Origin of the sequence: Varibaculum sp. (assembly GCF_008661855.1) — a bacterium.
GTDB classification, from domain to species: Bacteria; Actinomycetota; Actinomycetes; order Actinomycetales; family Actinomycetaceae; genus Varibaculum; species Varibaculum timonense_A.
Genome location: NZ_RPZY01000023.1, coordinates 180681 through 197996 on the forward strand (window position 1 = coordinate 180681; position 17316 = coordinate 197996).

General features: G+C 47.7%; 19 protein-coding genes. 4 read left to right on the top strand and 15 right to left on the bottom strand.

The features are described 5' to 3' along the window. Nucleotides 1–117: 117 nt before the first annotated feature. From QZT94_RS02835 to hemB, 11 genes are all read right to left on the bottom strand, one after another. Nucleotides 118–657 (bottom strand): KilA-N domain-containing protein, encoded by a 540-nt coding sequence (locus QZT94_RS02835; RefSeq protein ID WP_363928422.1) that lies wholly within the window; start codon nucleotides 655–657, stop codon nucleotides 118–120. A 495-nt stretch (nucleotides 658–1152) separates the two neighbouring features. Continuing rightward, on the bottom strand, nucleotides 1153–1935 hold the full coding sequence (locus QZT94_RS02840; RefSeq protein ID WP_296762621.1) for an inositol monophosphatase family protein: 783 nt from the start codon (nucleotides 1933–1935) through the stop codon (nucleotides 1153–1155). Between the two features lie 2 nt (nucleotides 1936–1937). Beyond that, on the bottom strand, nucleotides 1938–3359 hold the full coding sequence (uhpT, locus tag QZT94_RS02845) for a hexose-6-phosphate:phosphate antiporter (RefSeq protein ID WP_296762623.1): 1422 nt from the start codon (nucleotides 3357–3359) through the stop codon (nucleotides 1938–1940). A 195-nt stretch (nucleotides 3360–3554) separates the two neighbouring features. Beyond that, on the bottom strand, nucleotides 3555–3800 hold the full coding sequence (locus tag QZT94_RS02850) for a hypothetical protein (RefSeq protein WP_296762625.1): 246 nt from the start codon (nucleotides 3798–3800) through the stop codon (nucleotides 3555–3557). A gap of 30 nt (nucleotides 3801–3830) precedes the next feature. After that, nucleotides 3831–4088, bottom strand: coding sequence for a LacI family DNA-binding transcriptional regulator (locus tag QZT94_RS02855; protein ID WP_296762627.1), 258 nt, complete (start codon nucleotides 4086–4088; stop codon nucleotides 3831–3833). A 358-nt stretch (nucleotides 4089–4446) separates the two neighbouring features. Then, nucleotides 4447–5079, bottom strand: coding sequence for an ABC transporter ATP-binding protein (locus tag QZT94_RS02860; protein ID WP_072510538.1), 633 nt, complete (start codon nucleotides 5077–5079; stop codon nucleotides 4447–4449). Nucleotides 5080–5087: 8 nt separating this feature from the next. After that, nucleotides 5088–6302: an FtsX-like permease family protein gene (locus QZT94_RS02865; RefSeq protein WP_296762631.1), complete on the bottom strand. Its 1215-nt coding sequence runs from the start codon at nucleotides 6300–6302 to the stop codon at nucleotides 5088–5090. Continuing rightward, nucleotides 6299–7666 (bottom strand): ABC transporter permease, encoded by a 1368-nt coding sequence (locus tag QZT94_RS02870; RefSeq protein ID WP_072510537.1) that lies wholly within the window; start codon nucleotides 7664–7666, stop codon nucleotides 6299–6301. Before QZT94_RS02870 ends, QZT94_RS02865 begins: the two co-directional genes overlap by 4 nt. Nucleotides 7667–7873: 207 nt before the next feature. Further along, nucleotides 7874–8398 carry a DUF4870 domain-containing protein gene (locus QZT94_RS02875; protein WP_296762634.1) on the bottom strand — a complete coding sequence of 175 codons (525 nt, stop codon included), beginning with the start codon at nucleotides 8396–8398 and terminating at the stop codon, nucleotides 7874–7876. A 108-nt stretch (nucleotides 8399–8506) separates the two neighbouring features. Further along, entirely contained in the window at nucleotides 8507–10120 is a 1614-nt protein-coding gene (locus tag QZT94_RS02880) for a ribonuclease H-like domain-containing protein (RefSeq protein WP_296762636.1), read from the bottom strand. A gap of 8 nt (nucleotides 10121–10128) precedes the next feature. After that, a complete protein-coding gene (gene hemB, locus QZT94_RS02885; RefSeq protein ID WP_296762638.1) occupies nucleotides 10129–11124 on the bottom strand; it encodes a porphobilinogen synthase in 996 nt (331 codons plus the stop codon). A gap of 187 nt (nucleotides 11125–11311) precedes the next feature. Between hemB and QZT94_RS02890 the strand changes: the two genes are divergently transcribed. Next, the gene (locus QZT94_RS02890) at nucleotides 11312–12025 is read left to right on the top strand and encodes a hypothetical protein (RefSeq protein WP_296762640.1); all 714 of its coding nucleotides are present in this window, start codon (nucleotides 11312–11314) and stop codon (nucleotides 12023–12025) included. A 35-nt stretch (nucleotides 12026–12060) separates the two neighbouring features. Beyond that, nucleotides 12061–12450, top strand: a complete 390-nt coding sequence (locus QZT94_RS02895; protein WP_296762642.1) for a hypothetical protein — start codon at nucleotides 12061–12063, stop codon at nucleotides 12448–12450. Between the two features lie 84 nt (nucleotides 12451–12534). Here the strand turns inward: QZT94_RS02895 and QZT94_RS02900 are convergent, their stop codons facing one another. Next, nucleotides 12535–13134: a response regulator transcription factor gene (locus tag QZT94_RS02900; protein WP_296762644.1), complete on the bottom strand. Its 600-nt coding sequence runs from the start codon at nucleotides 13132–13134 to the stop codon at nucleotides 12535–12537. Between the two features lie 224 nt (nucleotides 13135–13358). On the opposite strand from QZT94_RS02900, the gene QZT94_RS02905 reads away from it, so the two are divergent. Together QZT94_RS02905 and QZT94_RS02910 are read left to right on the top strand one after the other, a co-directional pair. After that, nucleotides 13359–14150, top strand: a complete 792-nt coding sequence (locus QZT94_RS02905; RefSeq protein ID WP_296762646.1) for a hypothetical protein — start codon at nucleotides 13359–13361, stop codon at nucleotides 14148–14150. A gap of 39 nt (nucleotides 14151–14189) precedes the next feature. After that, nucleotides 14190–14396 carry a hypothetical protein gene (locus QZT94_RS02910; protein WP_296762648.1) on the top strand — a complete coding sequence of 69 codons (207 nt, stop codon included), beginning with the start codon at nucleotides 14190–14192 and terminating at the stop codon, nucleotides 14394–14396. A 98-nt stretch (nucleotides 14397–14494) separates the two neighbouring features. On the opposite strand, the gene glnA is transcribed toward QZT94_RS02910, so the two are convergent. From glnA to QZT94_RS02925, 3 genes are all read right to left on the bottom strand, one after another. Further along, on the bottom strand, nucleotides 14495–15916 hold the full coding sequence (glnA, locus tag QZT94_RS02915) for a type I glutamate--ammonia ligase (RefSeq protein ID WP_296762650.1): 1422 nt from the start codon (nucleotides 15914–15916) through the stop codon (nucleotides 14495–14497). Nucleotides 15917–16119: 203 nt separating this feature from the next. Then, the gene (locus QZT94_RS02920) at nucleotides 16120–16989 is read right to left on the bottom strand and encodes a hypothetical protein (protein WP_296762686.1); all 870 of its coding nucleotides are present in this window, start codon (nucleotides 16987–16989) and stop codon (nucleotides 16120–16122) included. A gap of 125 nt (nucleotides 16990–17114) precedes the next feature. Next, a partial coding sequence (locus QZT94_RS02925; RefSeq protein WP_296773150.1) for a hypothetical protein occupies nucleotides 17115–17316 on the bottom strand: 202 nt, incomplete at its 5' end.

Consider the following 17316-nt stretch of genomic DNA (forward strand, 5'->3'; position numbering starts at 1 on the left):
ATTCCGCAAATGTCTTTTCTTGTCTGCGGGCACTTTCATAAAGCTTTTTGTATCTGGTATCTCGGTCAATTCCTTCCTGGATGAAGACTGCATTGAGTACTTCCAGATTGTTTAAGATTAGCAATTGTGTAGCTGAAGCATAATCTCGTGGATTTCCATCAAGATTAGATTTCGTTGCTTCCAGTCCTTTGCAGTAAAGCCGAAAACAGCCAAATTAAGCATCTCGGCCTCTCTTGCGTATTGAATACCGGAGAGCTTGCTGTCAATATCGGCTGGAAGCATTTCTTTAACAGCATCTGTATGAAGTCGATAGTTGAGTGCTGCAAATAGACGATTCTTTTTCCATTCGAGATTCAAACGGCTGGTTTCATCTGCTTTTAACCGTCGATATTCTTGGAAAACATGCAGTCGGAATTCTGAACTAATCCAGGCAGCGAAATCCATCGCCAAATCTACATGTACAAAAGTGCCACCATGTCTGCCACACTTCGCGCCGATTCCTATAGCACCGGTTGCTTCTATCCATTTCGATGGAGTCAATGTGAAACTATTTAGACCAGCATTCTTTCTAAAGTCATCGAATTCGATGACTTTAAAGTCAGGGTTGTTTGAAATCTGCCAAATTCCCAGTAGCTCAACAGTATTACAGTTGCGCATCCAGTTACCAATGGTAATGGTAGGTCTGTCAGTTTTCTCACCGCAAGATCGTTGAGTGAAATGTAGTCGCTCCCATCTTTCGATGTTACGGTAACGCTAATACCATCAATTTCTATTACTTCTTGTCGGGCTTGCTGCGACATAACGGTGTCTCTTCTGCAGATACATTCCATTGTACGACCTGAGTTGCAAAAGTTTAGTGACCCAGTTTGTTTAAGATTGAAGCGTCTCAGGTTTTGTTCCGCTTCTTATGCGGGCGCTAGTTGTGGGCATTCGTCCCGTAATCCCGTAAGGGATTACTAGCACAAATGAAGGGGTTCGGCTTTTCGCGAGCCCCTGAAACTATATTCTGAGGGGGCGACCTCGCCGGGATTTCGGAGGCTGTGCTCAGAAAACAAGTTATATCTTGATGGGTATCACCCCCGTTAGCCCCAAAAAATTCCGGGAACGATTAATGATTAATCGTTCCCGGAATGTCCAGCTATTTGATAACTATTATCGAGGATCTTGCACTAGACGTTTAAACAGACTGGAATGTACACCAGGCCAACCTGCCAAGATGGATCCTTTTTGTTTCACATCCAGATTTGTGCCATCTAGTCTCGTCACTTTACATCCTGCTTCTTCACAGATTAATGAGGCTGCTGCTATATCCCAAGGAGATACCCACAAGTGGACAAAAGCTCCTGCTCTTGAGCACGCTACTTCCACAAGTTCTAACGCAGCAGAGCCATACCGGCGGTGACCACGAGAACTAAGTAAAGCTTCCTTTAGTCGAGGAAGCGCACATATCTCTTTAATATCTGTTATTAGAACTGCATCTTGATACTCAGAGTCTGTTGGAACAGGCTCTATTCTCTCCTCGTTGCAGAAAACTCCTTTTCCTTTTTGCGCAACATAGAAAAGGTTCTTAGTAACGTCTACGACAATTCCCAGAACAGGAATCCCGTCCTCCGCTAGCGCGAGAGAGATTGCGTAATCTCGATGTGTGGCAACATAATTCATGGTTCCATCTATCGGATCTAGTATCCAAACACGACCGGCAAAACTTTCCGGTTCATGTTCTTCCTCTCCCAACATTGGGTAACCAGTTAATCGGAAGAGTTCTCTGGCTAGAAACTCTTCTATACTTGAATCAACTTGAGTAACTAAATCATTTCTATCCGTTTTGGTTTTTACTTCTAGTTCTTTGGGTTCAAGCGCAATCTGTCTTGCCTCTTCAAGTAGCGGTAAAGCAATCCCGCGAAGTTCTTCTATACTCAGTTTTCTATCAGACATAGTTATTTATTCTCCTGCGCCTGAATATCCCTTAGTTTCTTATCTGCGCGGAGCATTTTTTCTTCTAGGAATGCCACCACTATTAAGCACGCCAGACCAACAACTGAGGAGAAAATCAGAACTGTGAAGGTAGAACCCCAACCATGCAAAATGAAGCCAAAAACATTTAGACCATCTTTTTCTGGATCTGCGATACGTCCAAGAAGTACTTTCGCCATTGAGTCACCAAATACATAACCGAAAGCCCTGGGAACAGCGTTGGTAACCACTGTCGCATTTTTTGGCGCAAAACCAATAACACAAATTCCGATTAACGTTACTGGACCAAAAATAAGGAAACCGATAAAGAATAGAGATATATAAACAACCGGCACTGTGGTTGCAATCGAATATACCCAGATAGGAATAATTACTAAGCCTATCCCTATTGAAGCAGCCATTGCGCGACGTCCGCCTAACAAATCCGAGAAATAGCCCCAAAGCAGGGAGCCAGCAAGCCCTCCCATTTCAAGAGCAAAAGTCGTATTTACCGCAGTATATTGCGAGAATCCAAGTTCGCTAGAAGTATAGAGAACATTCCAGTTATCGATGCCGATACGGACGCAGTATGCGGCGACGTTAGCGATACACAAAAGCCATACAGCCGGATTCTTAACTACATACTTCAGCAGAATTTCTCCCTTGCCCATAGTGGCTGCACTCACATCATTAGTAGCTGCCGGCTCGTCAAATATCTCTTCAGCAGTGTTCCAACCAAGCTCTTTAGGATCATCTTTACCACAGAAAATACCCCATATTCCGATTGGAATCGCGACTATTGCCGGAACGATAAACATTCCCGCAACCGATCCACCGAAGAAAGTATTTGCACCCCAGACCGCCAGAATACCGGCAATCATAGCGCCAAGGTTATGCGAGGCGTTCCACCAACCAATAAAGCGCCCCCGCAACCGTCTTGGTGTCCATCGATTCATTGTGGAGTTACAGGAAGGCCCACCCGGTGCTTGGAACAATCCATTAATTGCCCAGAGAAGAATTAAGAAGCCATACGGATGGTGTGCACTCATAAGCACAATTCCGATGATTACCGAGACCACTCCGGCCATAGTTACCAAGGTAGCTAAGGCTTTTTTGGTATTTCGCCCGTCAAAATAGAATCCTAAGAACAGTCCCCCAAAACCATAGGTCAAAGAGAACGCAAAGCCAATAACCCCGAGTTCGGTGGTCGTAAACCCAGCCTGGCTAATCAGTTCTGGCTGAGCTGCTTTGAAGTTAGTACGCAGTAAATAGAAAGCCCCATAAGCAACTATCAGAACAGCGTATGTCTTGAGGAATTCGATTGGCCATTTTTTCCGCTGCTCTTTTAGAGTTAGCCGAGTTGGCGGTGCCTGTTTTAGCTTGAGGTAATTCGATAAAACACTCATAACAACTCCATCGTTGATTTTGGATGGGAATTAACCCATTTGACAGGACATTGCGCTATGTCATAACAAATCTATTCAATCGATTGAATAATGTCAAGCAACTTTTTTAAAAAATAAGAAATTATCTTTGATAATAGACTAACCAACATAGACTATCTGCAAGATTCCTAGATAATAAACCGAAAATATTACAACCTAGAACATACTTAAACAATTCGCCTCACCAGTAGATTTAGGGATTATCAGACGACTGGCAACAGTTCTGTGCACCGGACTCTTAAGTTTACGTTCTTGCCTTGCGCACGCTAATTCAAACGTTAAAATAGATACGTCTTTACGGTTACGATCTATGCTGGTGAGTTGGAAAGCCTTTCCTGCCCCTACCGCCAAATTATCAAATGCGTCCGCCGGATTATCGTACATGGATGCGTTCTCAGCCATAAGACAGAACCCACTCTTGGGCGCAATAGCTTACATTTCTTTTACATAAGCTGAATGTAGCTCCTGTTCAAAGTTGGCAACAACCCCAATAATTCTTGGGTGAGCTTGAGACAAGATTGCACCATTTAAACTAAGCCGGTAGCCCAGTCTTTTTGCCTCTTCTTTAACGCTTCGTTGCACCGATGCCGATATTCGTGCATCGCCACGCAACGCCAAAGAAACTGTGGATACAGATACCCTCAAAGCACTGGCAACATCTTTCATTGTGATACGGCGACCATTAGTCATTATCTACCCCAGGCTCGTAGCTCAAAATGAAAAACACCATTTTAAAGCTTATCTAAAGCATAAGCAGTTTTCAGATTAGGGCTACGCCCATTTTTGGCTATTACCCCCCGGATAGCCGCACCGTGATTAGCTGGTTACGGTGGCTGCTATCGATTGTTGATTAATGCTGATATTGTCCAGTATCGGATGCTGCCTAGAAACTCGGACTCAATCCCCGAATGACGGTTCTTAAAATGAGCAGAGAGCGAGCTGCAACCTCGGTTTTAGTGACTGCAAAACTAAAACCGAGGGGCGCTCGCTCTCTGCTACACCTGATCGCCTTAGCGCTACCCGTTAGCACTACACCTTCGCCCTGCCTTTAAGCAGCGACTAACTTGCGGCGGGTTAGGCGCAAGGTGACATCCGCACTGCGGGCAAGCTGACGCGAATGGGTAACCACGATAACGCATTTATTCTGTTCATGTGCTGCTCGCTGTAATATCTCAATCACTTCGTTAGCGGTTTTTTCATCCAGATTGCCAGTAGGCTCATCAGCAAGAATAATGGGTGCTCCCGATACTAATGCCCTCCCGATAGCTACCCGCTGTTGCTGCCCACCAGACAGTGCCATTACGCTGCGCCGCGCCTCCTTTTCAGACAACCCCAGCTCCGTTAAGGTTGAAGCTTTCGCTTTCCCGTTCACTAAGCGCAGATTCTCTAGCGGAGTTAAATAATCAATCAGGTTATAGTTTTGGAAAACTAGAGAAATCTGCTTTTTACGATGGCGAGAATACCCGGTTTTAGCAATATCGGTTCCATCAAAGCAGACCGCACCGGAAGTGGGCTTATCTAAACCGGCAAGCAGATTCAATAAAGTGGATTTTCCAGCCCCGGAAGCGCCAACAATCGCATAAAACTTACCTATCTCAAACTCATTGCAAACCTCAGAAAGAATCTGGGTGCTAGTTCCTGGGTAAACGTAATTAAGGTTATCTAACTGCAAAATGCTCATAATATTTCCTAACTGTTTTTAGAGAGAATGGCTCTCGGGGTTTGATGAAGAAGGGGCAGGGTTGCTAACAGGAGCGCTGCGAAAGTAATTGCATATCCGAGGGCGGCTGCGCTAAGCACTCCCCCAACGTTGCCTACCGTGCTCAACGCGGATAAAGAGGGAGTAGCAGAGTTGGCAAATACCAGGGAAGAGACCCGGGAAGATAAAAGACTTCCCACCAGTACCCCTATCGCGCTACCCACTAGCGCTAAAATAGCGCTTTCTATGATGAGCTGTCGCAATATGTCAATCTTGGTTTTACCAACCGCCAGCAGCACCCCAATTTCGCGGGTACGTCCTCGGATCCAAAAAATCATGACCAGGGCGAGGGCGGCCAGCCCGGCTCCCCCTATTCCGAAAGCTAATCCTGTCAGTAGCTTATTCACCCCGGAAAGACTAGCTAGCACTCCCGCGAACTGGGTCGCGTTAGATTCAATAGTTAGCTTCGGTGTCGCTTGCTGAGCGGAACGTAAAGCCGCCGGTAAAGTGTCTGCGCCGGAAGTGAAATAGCGGGCAACGCTGAGGTCTTTACCCCCTAAACGTTGGCTGGTAGCTAAATCTGTGAAAATCTGGTTTTCTGAAGCCCCAGAGGGAAGCCCGCTTGGATTCTCGGTTTTTCCACTGAAAATTCCGACTACCGGTATTTTTACTTCCGTGCCGTTTTGGGAAAGGCGAAGCTCGCTACCCACCTGTAAAGAGTTTCGTTTGGCGAAGTCACGGTGAATTAGTGCCCCCTGCCCTGCGTCTTTAAGATGTTTACCGGTTTCTAAACGGTAGAGTTTGCCCAAGAATGACGGGTTTAAATCACTGTTGCGCGTGCCAATGATTCCGGCATTCCCAGCAAAAGCCGCATCCAGTTGAATCCCGCTTGCGCTGGCTACCAGCTGTGCGCCCTCAGGTTTAGCGAGAGTCTCTTTTTCGAAAGAGTATCGTTTGACCTGCGGAATTTGCGCTAGTTTCTCTGCCTCACTTTGCGCTAGCATTCCGTTTTGGCTTTGAGCGGTAAAACCGGCGTTTACCCCCGAGTTAATGGCATCTGAAATCTGGGCGACTTGTCCGCGAACCCCTGATTGTGAAACTAGAGCAGTAAAAACTACGCTCATTATCAAGGTAAGCAGCAAGGCGCGGCGCGGTCGGCGACTGATTGAATACCAGGCGCGTCTCCATACACTTAATGTTCTCATTTGATATCCACCAATAGGGCGCGCGGGGGGCGGCGCAGCATCGGCAAGGATGCTACCAGCACACAAATAGCTCCCACTAGCAGGGTTAATAGCACCGCGGTAACGACCGAGGGGGTAGAAAGCGATACTGCCAAGGTGTCAAGGGTTTTCGTGGCAGTCGATGATTCAATATCCGCGCCCGCCTGTCCAGTCTGGGATAGTTCCTGTAGCAGCGAATTGTTTACCGATGATAGAACCGAATCCCCTAGCCATTGCGCAATCGAGCGGGACGCAAAGAACGCCAATATGAAAGCAGGAATCGCAGTTACGACCAGTTCGCACAGGTATTGGGCAAAAATACTTCGCTTTGAGGTGCCCACCGATAGCAGTACCCCGGTTTCTTTCTTCCGTTCATTCATCCACAAGAAAAGCACCAGCGTTAATATCAATAACGCGAATCCAAATGCCGCAATCTTAGTGGTGCTCATCAGCGAGTTTATTCCACTGATTGCCCCAGTAATTCCAGCAAGGTATTGGGTAGAGGGCGAAAGCTGATAGTTTTGCCAATCAATCTTTAAGGCACTGGCCTCTTTTTGAACTTTTTCTAAATCTGCGTTGGAGGCAACAAAGAAATTCGCGTCCTGGTAAATCTCGTTGTCTTTATTCATTTGATAGAGGGCGCGGGTGGTGTCCAGGTCTGTATATACCGTATTGGAAAACAGCTCACTGCGTTGGGCAGCTTGTCGAGTGTTAGAACCGCGAACTAGCCCCACGATTTCTGCTTCGGTTTGAGCGGTAGATTTACGGGAATTGTCCACGTCGTAGGGATTTCCCTTTAGTTTCAATTTGCTACCAAGTTTAAGACCGTTTGCTTTCGCTAAATCTTCGTGAATGATGGCTTTATTGCGGTCCTCAGGTTTTAGATGTCGCCCGGAAACTAGGGTGAGCGCTCCTGAACGGAAGTTATTATCGATATCGGTGCGGTTTACTCCCCAAACGTTCACGGCATTACCGAATTGTGCTTCTTTTTTCTCGTCATAATCATTGGTGCCTAGTCTTTGGGTCTTGGCATCAACCAAATCGGCTGTAACGTTTTGCCTGGCAACATAGCTTTTAACGCCAGATAGTTTCGCGATTTTCTCTATGTCTGCACCTTTAACAGTACCGGCTCCCCGCGGGGTTCCCTGATTGAACTGGGGATTATTTCCGAGGACGAAACCGGCGCCCGCTTTCGCTTCTACCTTTGCGCCTTCGCGTGCGCTCGCCCTCTCAATGGCATCTGCCGACATCAAAACGGTAGCTACCACTGTGAGTACCGCTAATATAACAATGGTTCTTACTGGTTTCCTGACTACGTAGCGCCAGGCTCTCCCGATAAAGGACAAGTGTGAATCCTTTCAAAATAATCTAAGTCTCGCTTAGGTAATCCAAATCAACAAATGATACCTTTACGCTCTGGGCTGAAAGAATCCTGGAACAGGGACAGGAAAAATCTGAAAACGAAAACAATTGGGTAGCGAAAATCCGCTTACCAGGAAGATAGCCCTTTAAGTATCATAGGTCACAAATAGTTTCTAGGGTTTACCGGAGAGTTAGTCAAGAAGATTAATCCCAAACGGGTAGTGATAAAACTCCTTATTGGAGGCTTTCACCGCGCCTTTAATCGAGCACACTAGGGTCATTATGAAAACCACTGCAAATGCGATGAGGGACAAAGGTATCAAGATTACGGTGAAGCAAAGTATCCAAGCCACCACAGAAGTAATGCTCATCGCCAAGTTAAAGTTAAAGGCACCGGCGGCAGCGTTACGCACAAACCGGCTTTTATCTTTATAAATAAACCAGACAATCAGCGGCCCCACAAAAGTGAGCCAACCAGCAGAAACTACCATTGCAATCACGGCTGCTAAGTGTGCCAAGATCGCCATCGTACGCTCATCGGAGCTAACCTGACCGCTATCGGAATTACCGCCAGGAGCGGTGGGCATCGTGGGGGGATAAGACCGGTATTCGCTCCCGGAAGTATATTGAGGGAAAGAGGGGTTGGAGAATCCGGGGTGACCCCCGGGATAGTGCTGGTTACTGAAGCTGTCTGCTTGGGGTTGATTATCACTCATAACCCCATTTTCCCACGGGGATAGAGACCGCAACAGTAGAGCTAGCTGTAATTTTTCTTAAGCGAAAAGTGCAGGTTAAATCAAAGCGGGTAAATCCCAGGCGGGATTCTATTCGGCTTCAGGGTCGATAGTTTCCGTTGCGACGCTTAGGTGCGATCGGCGGTGCTGATTAACCAACCAGTGATGCAAAAGTGCGGTTGAACAGCAGTCATACTCGTTATAGAGGGCGAGGAGGCGTAGCTGCTCGGCGTCCTCAGCCGGTAGTTTAGTTTCAGGTTCGAGGACGCCTTTTCGCGCCAGGGTATCGTAAACAATCACCGAATCCGCGCCATTATCCAGATCCTCTGAACGCATCCAAGACCCCATATAGAACGGTTCCATCTCTTTCAGAGAATATCCGCCTTGACCGGTGCGAATAGCTGATTGCACCACTTGCTGTAGGTCGCGCATCGGGCCGTTAGCTGCCAGCAAGTCGCGCACTTCCCCTTGTAGTAATCCGTGACGGGAAGATAACCGTTGCAGGTAGAGGCGTTCTTGTGGGGAATAATGATAAATACGCATCCCAGGAAACCGGCGGAAACGCTGTCGCAAAAAATCCAGTAAATCAATTAGTAGCTGGCGTTCCTGAGCGCGGTTATGTGCCCAAAAACTCTGATATTTTCCGCCGATGCGTTTTGATAGTTCCCCTACTTCCTCCGCTACGTTTGTGCTGCCTGTTGCCGGTAGTGCGTCGTGGCCGCGAATCGGCAACGCCGGGGTTAAAGATTTTTGCTCCCCCCAAGACTCTTCGTCAAAACAAACCAAACCACCCAGGTAAATGAGGCCGGTATGGTCTTTGAGTGTCCACCCCCAAAGGGAGTCATTCTCGAAATCCAAATACACATCCCCCGCCTGGGGCGCGGGAAGAGCCATTAGCGCCGGAGCCAGGGGATTAGTTTCTAGCAGCAGTTCTGCGGGGTTTTGACTGACCTGTAAGCGGGCTTGTCGGATTAGTTCCGGGCTGTAACCAGCAGGCGGATTTGTAGCAAACTCGCTGGCAGTAAAGATATTCTCACCTCGCAGCTCCCGGCGCAGTCCCGGGCCCACTCCGCTGATCAGCAAGGGGTCATCGAAACGCGCTAGCGCCCACGCACAGTGCGAACAGCTTCCACACACGGTGTCGAGGGCGCGCCAAGCCTCCTCGGGGGTAGCAGACAGTAAATCCTGGTCGCTCCTTAAAGTGCGCGCCTGCTCCGCAATAGGTTCCCACAGTTCCTCTAGCTCTGGCAGCGGAAAATCTACAGTTTTACCATCCGCTAGCAAGATTTGAGCGAAAGGAGCAAGTTTAGCCTCTAAAGTAGGGAAAGCAGCGTTTAACAACTGCTGATTTGCGCCAGCTAAATGGGCGAAACCAGCCAGGAGATGTACTGAATCTAGGCGGGCATGGGCAGAAAATCGCGGTAACTGCAATACCCAGGATTCGTCCTCGTAAAGGAGGAAAGGAAGCGTTCCCGTAAGGTCTGCGCTGGTAGCTGCAAGATTTGTTTGAAAAATCTTACCCGCGGCTCGGTAGCGGGCAGCCAGTTTTTCTTCCTCGGCGCTAGTTAAATCCCCGATATAACGGTGGAAAACATCGGCAGATTTCAACTCCATATGGTCGGTGAGGTAGCACCAGAGCCGCCACTGGCAGTTAGCGGCATGAGCCACTTCGGAAACTGCTAGCACGCGGGGAGAATCAGGCATTGAGCAGGTTACTTTACTCGCTGCGCGTACTCTAGCGCCCAATAAGTGAGCACTGTATCGGCTCCGGCGCGCACAATCGCGTGCAAGGATTCATCAATGGCGCGTTCGCGGTCAATCCAGCCGTTAGCGGCCGCTGCCTCTAACATCGCGTATTCCCCGCTGACCTGGTAGGCCGCGACTGGAACCGGTGACATTTCCGCCACATCAGCCAGCACATCCAGATAGTAGCCAGCCGGTTTAACCATCACCATATCGGCGCCCTCGGCTAAATCTAGCTGGGTTTCAAATACGCCCTCCCGGCGGTTACGGGGATCTTGCTGGTAAGAGCGGCGATCGCCCTCTAGAGAGCAGGAAACCGCATCCCGGAAAGGACCAAAGAAAGCGGAGGCATATTTTGCCGAGTAAGCCAAAACGGTGGTGTCGGTGAATCCAGCCTCGTCAAGCGCCTGGCGAATCACCGCGATTTGGCCATCCATCATCCCCGAGGGCGCAACCATATGGGCTCCGGCGCGCGCCTGGCTGAGCGCCATTTTGGCATACAGCGGCAAGGTGGCATCATTATCGACTTGGCCGTCAGCAGTGAGTACCCCGCAATGTCCGTGGCTAGTGAACTCATCCAGGCAAGTATCAGCCCCGACTACCAGCTCATCTCCTACTTCTTCGCGCACGGCGCGGATACCGCGATTCAAAATCCCGTCTGGATCCCAGGCAGGACTGCCTTGCTCGTCCTTATCAGCGGTATTGGGAATCCCGAACAGCATGATTCCGCCGACTCCGGCTTTAACGCATTCGGAGGCAAGGGCGCGAATAGACTCCACGGTATGCTGAAAAACCCCCGGTAGAGAGGGAATCTCGACAGCTTCCTCAATCCCGTCTCGCACGAACGCGGGCAGCATCAGCTGGGCGGGACTGACCCGAGTTTCCGCAATCAGGTTGCGCATTGCGGGGAAAGCCCGCAGGCGGCGAGGACGAATAGTCGGTTTCAGCATAAAGTCATCTGTCATTTTTTCTCCCTAGCTATCTGGCACGATTCTAACCCACCTGCCTGTTGCTTTTCTAAAGGTTGTCGGCAAGCCAGGATGCGTGCCAATACCGGTTTATGCGTCCTCTACTCAAAGAAAAATGCCAATTCGTTCGTAACTACGTCTTTATTTCCAGCATCTACCCTACAGTTTTAAGTATCATTTTCCTGTGGATGAGGTATTTAAGGTTCTCGGTTCGTATTTATATTTTGACCGGCAAACTTTAGGCAAAAAGTTCACTCGCAAAATTTTGTTCCTCAGAGCAGTAATTATTGCAGTCGCAGTTTTTTACTGCCTATTTTTACTGTACGACGGGATATTTACCCAAGGATTTGATATCGGGTTTCTGCTGGCGATTGAAGCTTTAACTATGGCTTTGTTAGCAATCCGTTTCCCCATGTTCTGGATAGGGTATGCGCTTACTTCTTTCGCATTGATTGGGGGAGATGAGATTTACTGGGCACCTATTTTTCCCGCGTCAAATATCGCTCTTTTAGATACTTTCTCCTTCTCCCCTAAACGTTTAGGACCAGCAGTACTGATTCCCACGGTAATTAATGTCTTTTTCGTCTTTATTTGGCAAGACCCAGTTAATTTGGAAGCGATAGGTGCGTTTTCTAATGTGGTTTGCTTTTCGGTTGCCGGAATACTTGTAAGGGTTTGGATGGAACGCTCTTTCCAAATCGGACGTGACGAGCAGGCAGCTAGAGAGGAGGAACGGCGTAATCTCAACATTCGTCTCCACGATAATGTTTTGCGCACTGCACTCACATTTTGCTGGCTGCGGAACAAAGCCAGCGGAAATTATTGCCACCGGATGAGTTTCGGCAAACTGCTGCCCATGAAACCAAGGAAATATCGAAGGCTATTCGCGCCCTTATAAATTCAGAAAACATCTCTCCCGAAAGAGACAGGTTCATGAGCGAAAGCTTGCAGGATTATCTTGCTCAGCTGTGTAATCGGTTAGAACAGCAGGGATTTCAAGTTATTTGCCAGTGTGAAAAATCTGAAGATATAGAGTGCTCGCGGCAGCAAACAAGTATTGTAGAGCAGGTGCTCGCGGAACTTTTCGAGAACATTTTCCGTTACGGAGATTCCGATTATCCGGTAACAGTAAATGCGCGAATCTGCGAGAATAGCTTTCGTCTAGAAACTAGGAATCACATCCGGACTATCTCGGTGGATTCTTCAAAGATGGGATTAGAACTTTCTACTAATCGGATGCTGAGTATCGGCGGTCTGCTCACCTATGGCAAGCGTAATAACCTTTGGCAGAATCTATTACAACTCGAGGTTGGTGTCCCCTAGGCAGAAGTTAGCTTTTTGTACGCTAACGCCCGCTTTAGGGGAGGGTTTTCGGGTAGCTCACCGCCCCGTCTTGGACAAGGACGGCTACCGCTGCTGTTCGCGAGGAAGTATGGGTTTTTCCAGCAGCGCAGTTACAGTTTCTTTCACCGTGGACAGGGAGTAACTCATTTTTTCCGCAATCTCACGGTTAGACATTCCCTGCAATATCAATTCTGAAACTTGTTGTTCACGCTTAGTGAGACCAATTTGAGAGGGGGCGGGGATAGCATGGAATAAACCTTGCGCTACCGCGTGAGATACAACTACCGATTCTTGCATTATGACTGATATAAAACTCGCTAAGTCTTTTAAGATGTCGGATTTACTTAGAAATCCTCTAGCTCCTGCGAGGAGGGCAGTGCGGGCAACATCAGCAACTTCTAGGCTAGAAATTATCACCACTTTTTGTTGCGGGTTCTGCTGGATAATTTGTTTACAGATTAAATCCCCGGTTGTTTCTCCTAATAAATAATCAAGTAATACCAGGTCTACAGGATTTCGCCTACAGGATTCCAGAGTTTGCGCAGGATTGGAGATTGCCCAAGTTACAGAGCACTTGGGAGTGGAATTTAAAATCGCAGATAATGCCTGTAATGCAAATGGGTCGTCATCGACCAAGCCGATAGTGATTTCTGGTTTGCTCACCGCTCCCCCTCGTTGTTTTCCTTAAGAATATATGTTTTGTTTCTCTTGCGCTGTAGGCGAGTGGGTAGCCAACACACTTATTAGATCAACAACCATTGGGAAGCCACCTGGTCATTAACAGTAGCCACCTGTTCTTGATATACAGCCACTTGACCATTGAATATGCGTAATCCTTTTTGAAAGCATGAAAGTGTCACATCAAATACTACGAGGGGATTGCAAAAATGAAGATCAATAAAAAGATAGGAGCGGTTGTTTTAGCTTGCGTTTTAACCTGCGTGACTGGGCTTGGAGTGGGTTATCTGTGGGGCAATCACACTAAGGACAATGCCAGTACGAAGGATATAACAAATCTACCCATGTATAGCTGGTGTTCACTGTCCACCCTACGAGATGCTACTGATGCCGGATATGGAGTAGAGGGAAGCGCTAACCAGTGCTATCAACCCGTAATTGCCAATATGCAGTTCCAGAAAAAGCATTACAAAGTGCTGTTAAATCCGGAATATCTCAATAAAGATAAAGCTTTTGAGACTTTCTACACCATGTATAAACCCTGGATTGATAACCTCCAAAAAAAGCTAAAACTACCTGCGTTTAAGCCCGCTAATTTCTCTGCGTGGCGCAACTCAGATGAGCAAGAAACAAAATATCGAGAATCAATTAGTGAAGCTGCAGCACTACGTTTTTCAAAAGAAATTGGGATTATCCGAGAGTTCCTCGAAGGGTATCAGGCAATGGAAACCAATGCGCAAATGCGGAAAAGCCTAAACGAGTTCGATAAACTCGCTGCTCCATTTATGAAAGAAGGAGCCCCAGCACAAGTCGAAAGCGAAGATGGCGAGATTATCGACGAAAGCGAGGAGCAGATGGTTAGAAGAAATAGATACCAAGAAAAAGCAGGGGAATTATGTACAGCTCTAGTAAGAGCCAGGGAAAGCTATCGACCGGAAATTTCTAAACAATACGATAATAAATCCCTAGAAAAACTACTTATCGCCGATGGCGTATGCTGACCCCTCAAAGCCCAGAATAAGTTGAAAGGATGAAACTAAATGCTAAAAGCATTTTCCTGGATATTCACTATTCTGTGTGCAGTGTTACTGGTAACAGGATTACTGATTATCTATGTGATAAACACGGGCAAAGGTTTCCCTTTTGGTGCGGGAGTTATGGTGATGGCTGCGCCGATTTTCGGGGTGATAGCTGCTGTACTGTGGGAAGTTGAAATTAACAGGAAGAAACGTCTGCCAAAACAATAGCGCGGTAGCAAAACCCTGCCCCCGCGACCTCGGAAAATCGTAGGTAACAGCCAATATTTTTCCGAGGCCGCGGGGGCAGGTTTGTTTAGAGAACTGACTTAAATATCGTAGTAAAGCTGGAATTCATAAGGATGTACCACCTGTCGCAGGGGGGCAACCTCATTTTGCTCCTTGTAGTTAATCCAAGTCTCAATCAAATCCGGGGTAAATACCTCGCCTTCAGTCAAGAAGTCCTGGTCAGCGCGGAGAGCATCTAAAGCGGCATCCAGGGAACAAGGCAGTTTCGGAATGTCATGGTATTCGGAAGGTGGCAGCTCATAGAGATCTTTATCCACTGGAGCTGGCGGCTCTAAGCGGTTTTGAATCCCATCAATCCCCGCCATCAGGCAAGCCGCGAAAGACAGATAAGGGTTCGCGCTAGGGTCAGGAACCCGGTATTCCACCCGTTTAGCTTTCGGGGAAGTACCAGTAACCGGAATCCGGATACAGGCAGAACGGTTCCGGGCCGAATACACCAGGTTAATCGGAGCCTCAAAACCAGGAACTAGCCGCCGGTAAGAATTAACCGAAGGGTTAGTGAACGCTAGCAGCGCTGGTGCGTGCTGCAGCAAGCCTCCAATAAAGTAACGAGCCAGGTCAGAGAGGGAACCATAACCGGTTTCGTCATAAAACAGCGGTTTCCCCTCTTTCCAGAGCGAAAAATGGGTGTGCATTCCCGAACCGTTATCGCCCGCCATGGGTTTAGGCATAAAGGTAGCGGTTACTCCCGCTTCTTGCGCGGCGTTTTTAATGATGTACTTGAATTTCATCATGTCGTCACCCGCCGCCATCAGCGAGTTAAAACGATAGTTGATTTCATGTTGCCCGCCGGAACCAACCTCGTGGTGAGCCCGTTCCATAGTTAAACCTGATTCACTAAGTAACTTAACCATGTAATCACGCAGGTCACAGAACTTATCGGAGGGCGAAACCGGGAAGTATCCGCCCTTGAGCGGAGTCTTATAGGCCAGGTTTCCGCCCTCTTCCTCCCGACCTGTATTCCAATATCCTTCAACAGAATCGAGTTTTACAAAAGTGTCATAAGGCTGGGTTTGGTATCGAACTGAATCGAAGAGATAAAACTCAGCTTCGGCACCAATAAAGCAGGTATCGGCGATTCCCGTAGAACGCAGGTAGGCTTCCGCTTTAGCAGCCACCTGGCGAGGATCGCGGGGGAAAGGCGCATCAGTGAAAGGATCCACGATGGAACAATTCACCACCAAGGTGGGGCAAGCGCGGAACGGATCCACATAAGCATCAGACACGTCAGCTATGAGCTTCATATCTGATTTCTCTATCGAAGTGAAACCACGAATAGAGGAGCCATCAAACATCAAGCCGTTTTCCAGGGCATCCGCAAACTGGTCAGCGGGAATCGTGAAATGCTGACTGGTACCAATCAGGTCACAAAAACGGATATCAATCAGCTCAATATCCTGGTCGGCAACAAATTTTAGGGCTTCTTCGTGGGAGTTAAACAATCGCTCCTCCTTGGCTTAGCCATGCGGCTTGCGGATAAGAAAACTAGGAAAAGCATACCGCGCCCGAGGGGTGACACGAGATATGTGCCCAAAAATTTGAATATCCGTTAGCTGAAAACCGATTCTTACCTTCTCAGGAGTTAGGTAGAGAGTCAGCCGCACCGAGGCTAGCTTTTTCTATTCCCTGAATAAAGTAAAAGAATCTAGCCGATATCCGCTAGTTTGACGTTCTTTACATCAATATCAAACTTGATATCTTTACCCGAAAAAACAATGTTCTTCAGAACGGAACCATCTTGGAAACCTAGCGGAATTTCTTCTCTATTATCTTTAAATCCAAAATCAGCGGGGGTTAGTTTTTGTCCCATGAACTCTTCACTACCGTTAATTGTTATTTTGTCTATCGACATGAAGAGCTTTCCAGATTTCCCATCTTTACCAGGTTCAAATTGCATAGTCATTTCGACACGAATTTTTAAACCTTGTTCTTCCCCCTCGGCAGTAATTTTGTTACCGTTGCGCCGCATATTCATTTTGGAGGCAGTGGCATCTTCCTTTATGGATTTATCAAATTCTTCACCCGGCACGATGAAAGTCATGTTGCCATTTTCAGCGATGGGATTATCCCCACCTTTTAAGCCATGAAAAACAACCCGTAAATCCTTGATTTTTAATTCCTGCTTTGAACCCTCGGTAGCAAGAGTGCCCGCCGAGGCAGTTACTTTTGCTTCGCGATAATAGTTTTTAAAGTAACTGAGGAGCATAGGGCTAGAGTTAATTTCAGCCCGCACATTTGAAAATCCCTCTTTGACGAATTCGTCTTTCAAGGATCTCTCTTGCAAACTTGCCACTAAAGTGTTGGCGACAAACAAACCGATTAGCGCAATGAAAAATACCGTCAGGGTGCAAATAGTGACAATTTTTCCGGTACTCATGCGTTTCTTGGTGGGAGCTGCCGGAGGCAACCCCTTAGCGGGCATTTGGGGGTTTACTGGTGAAAACTGGGGGGTTTGTGACGTGGGGAAATTTTGAGGAACAGGGTTCGCATTGTTTTCTGGCGGCATATAAGTCATAGTTCATTTTACCATTCCGAACCTAACACATATATGCAGGGAAAATGGGTTTGGGCAAACATTTTCTGGTAGCTGTTTGGCAAGAACCGGGTTTTATTTCCTGCATCTAGGAAAGCGCGGGATTTTTACTGCCTACATGAACTGATTGCTTGGGCTAATCCAGCAGCATCAGGAGTTTTCGCTACTGCCGCGACTTTTAACCCAAGTTCTGCTGCCACTTGGGCACTCGGTTCCCCGATACAGATTAGGCGGGGGAGGGCGCGAGCTGAGGGCTTTATCTTATACCCATCTGACGCTGCCGACGATCTTACGCGTGTAGATCTCGGT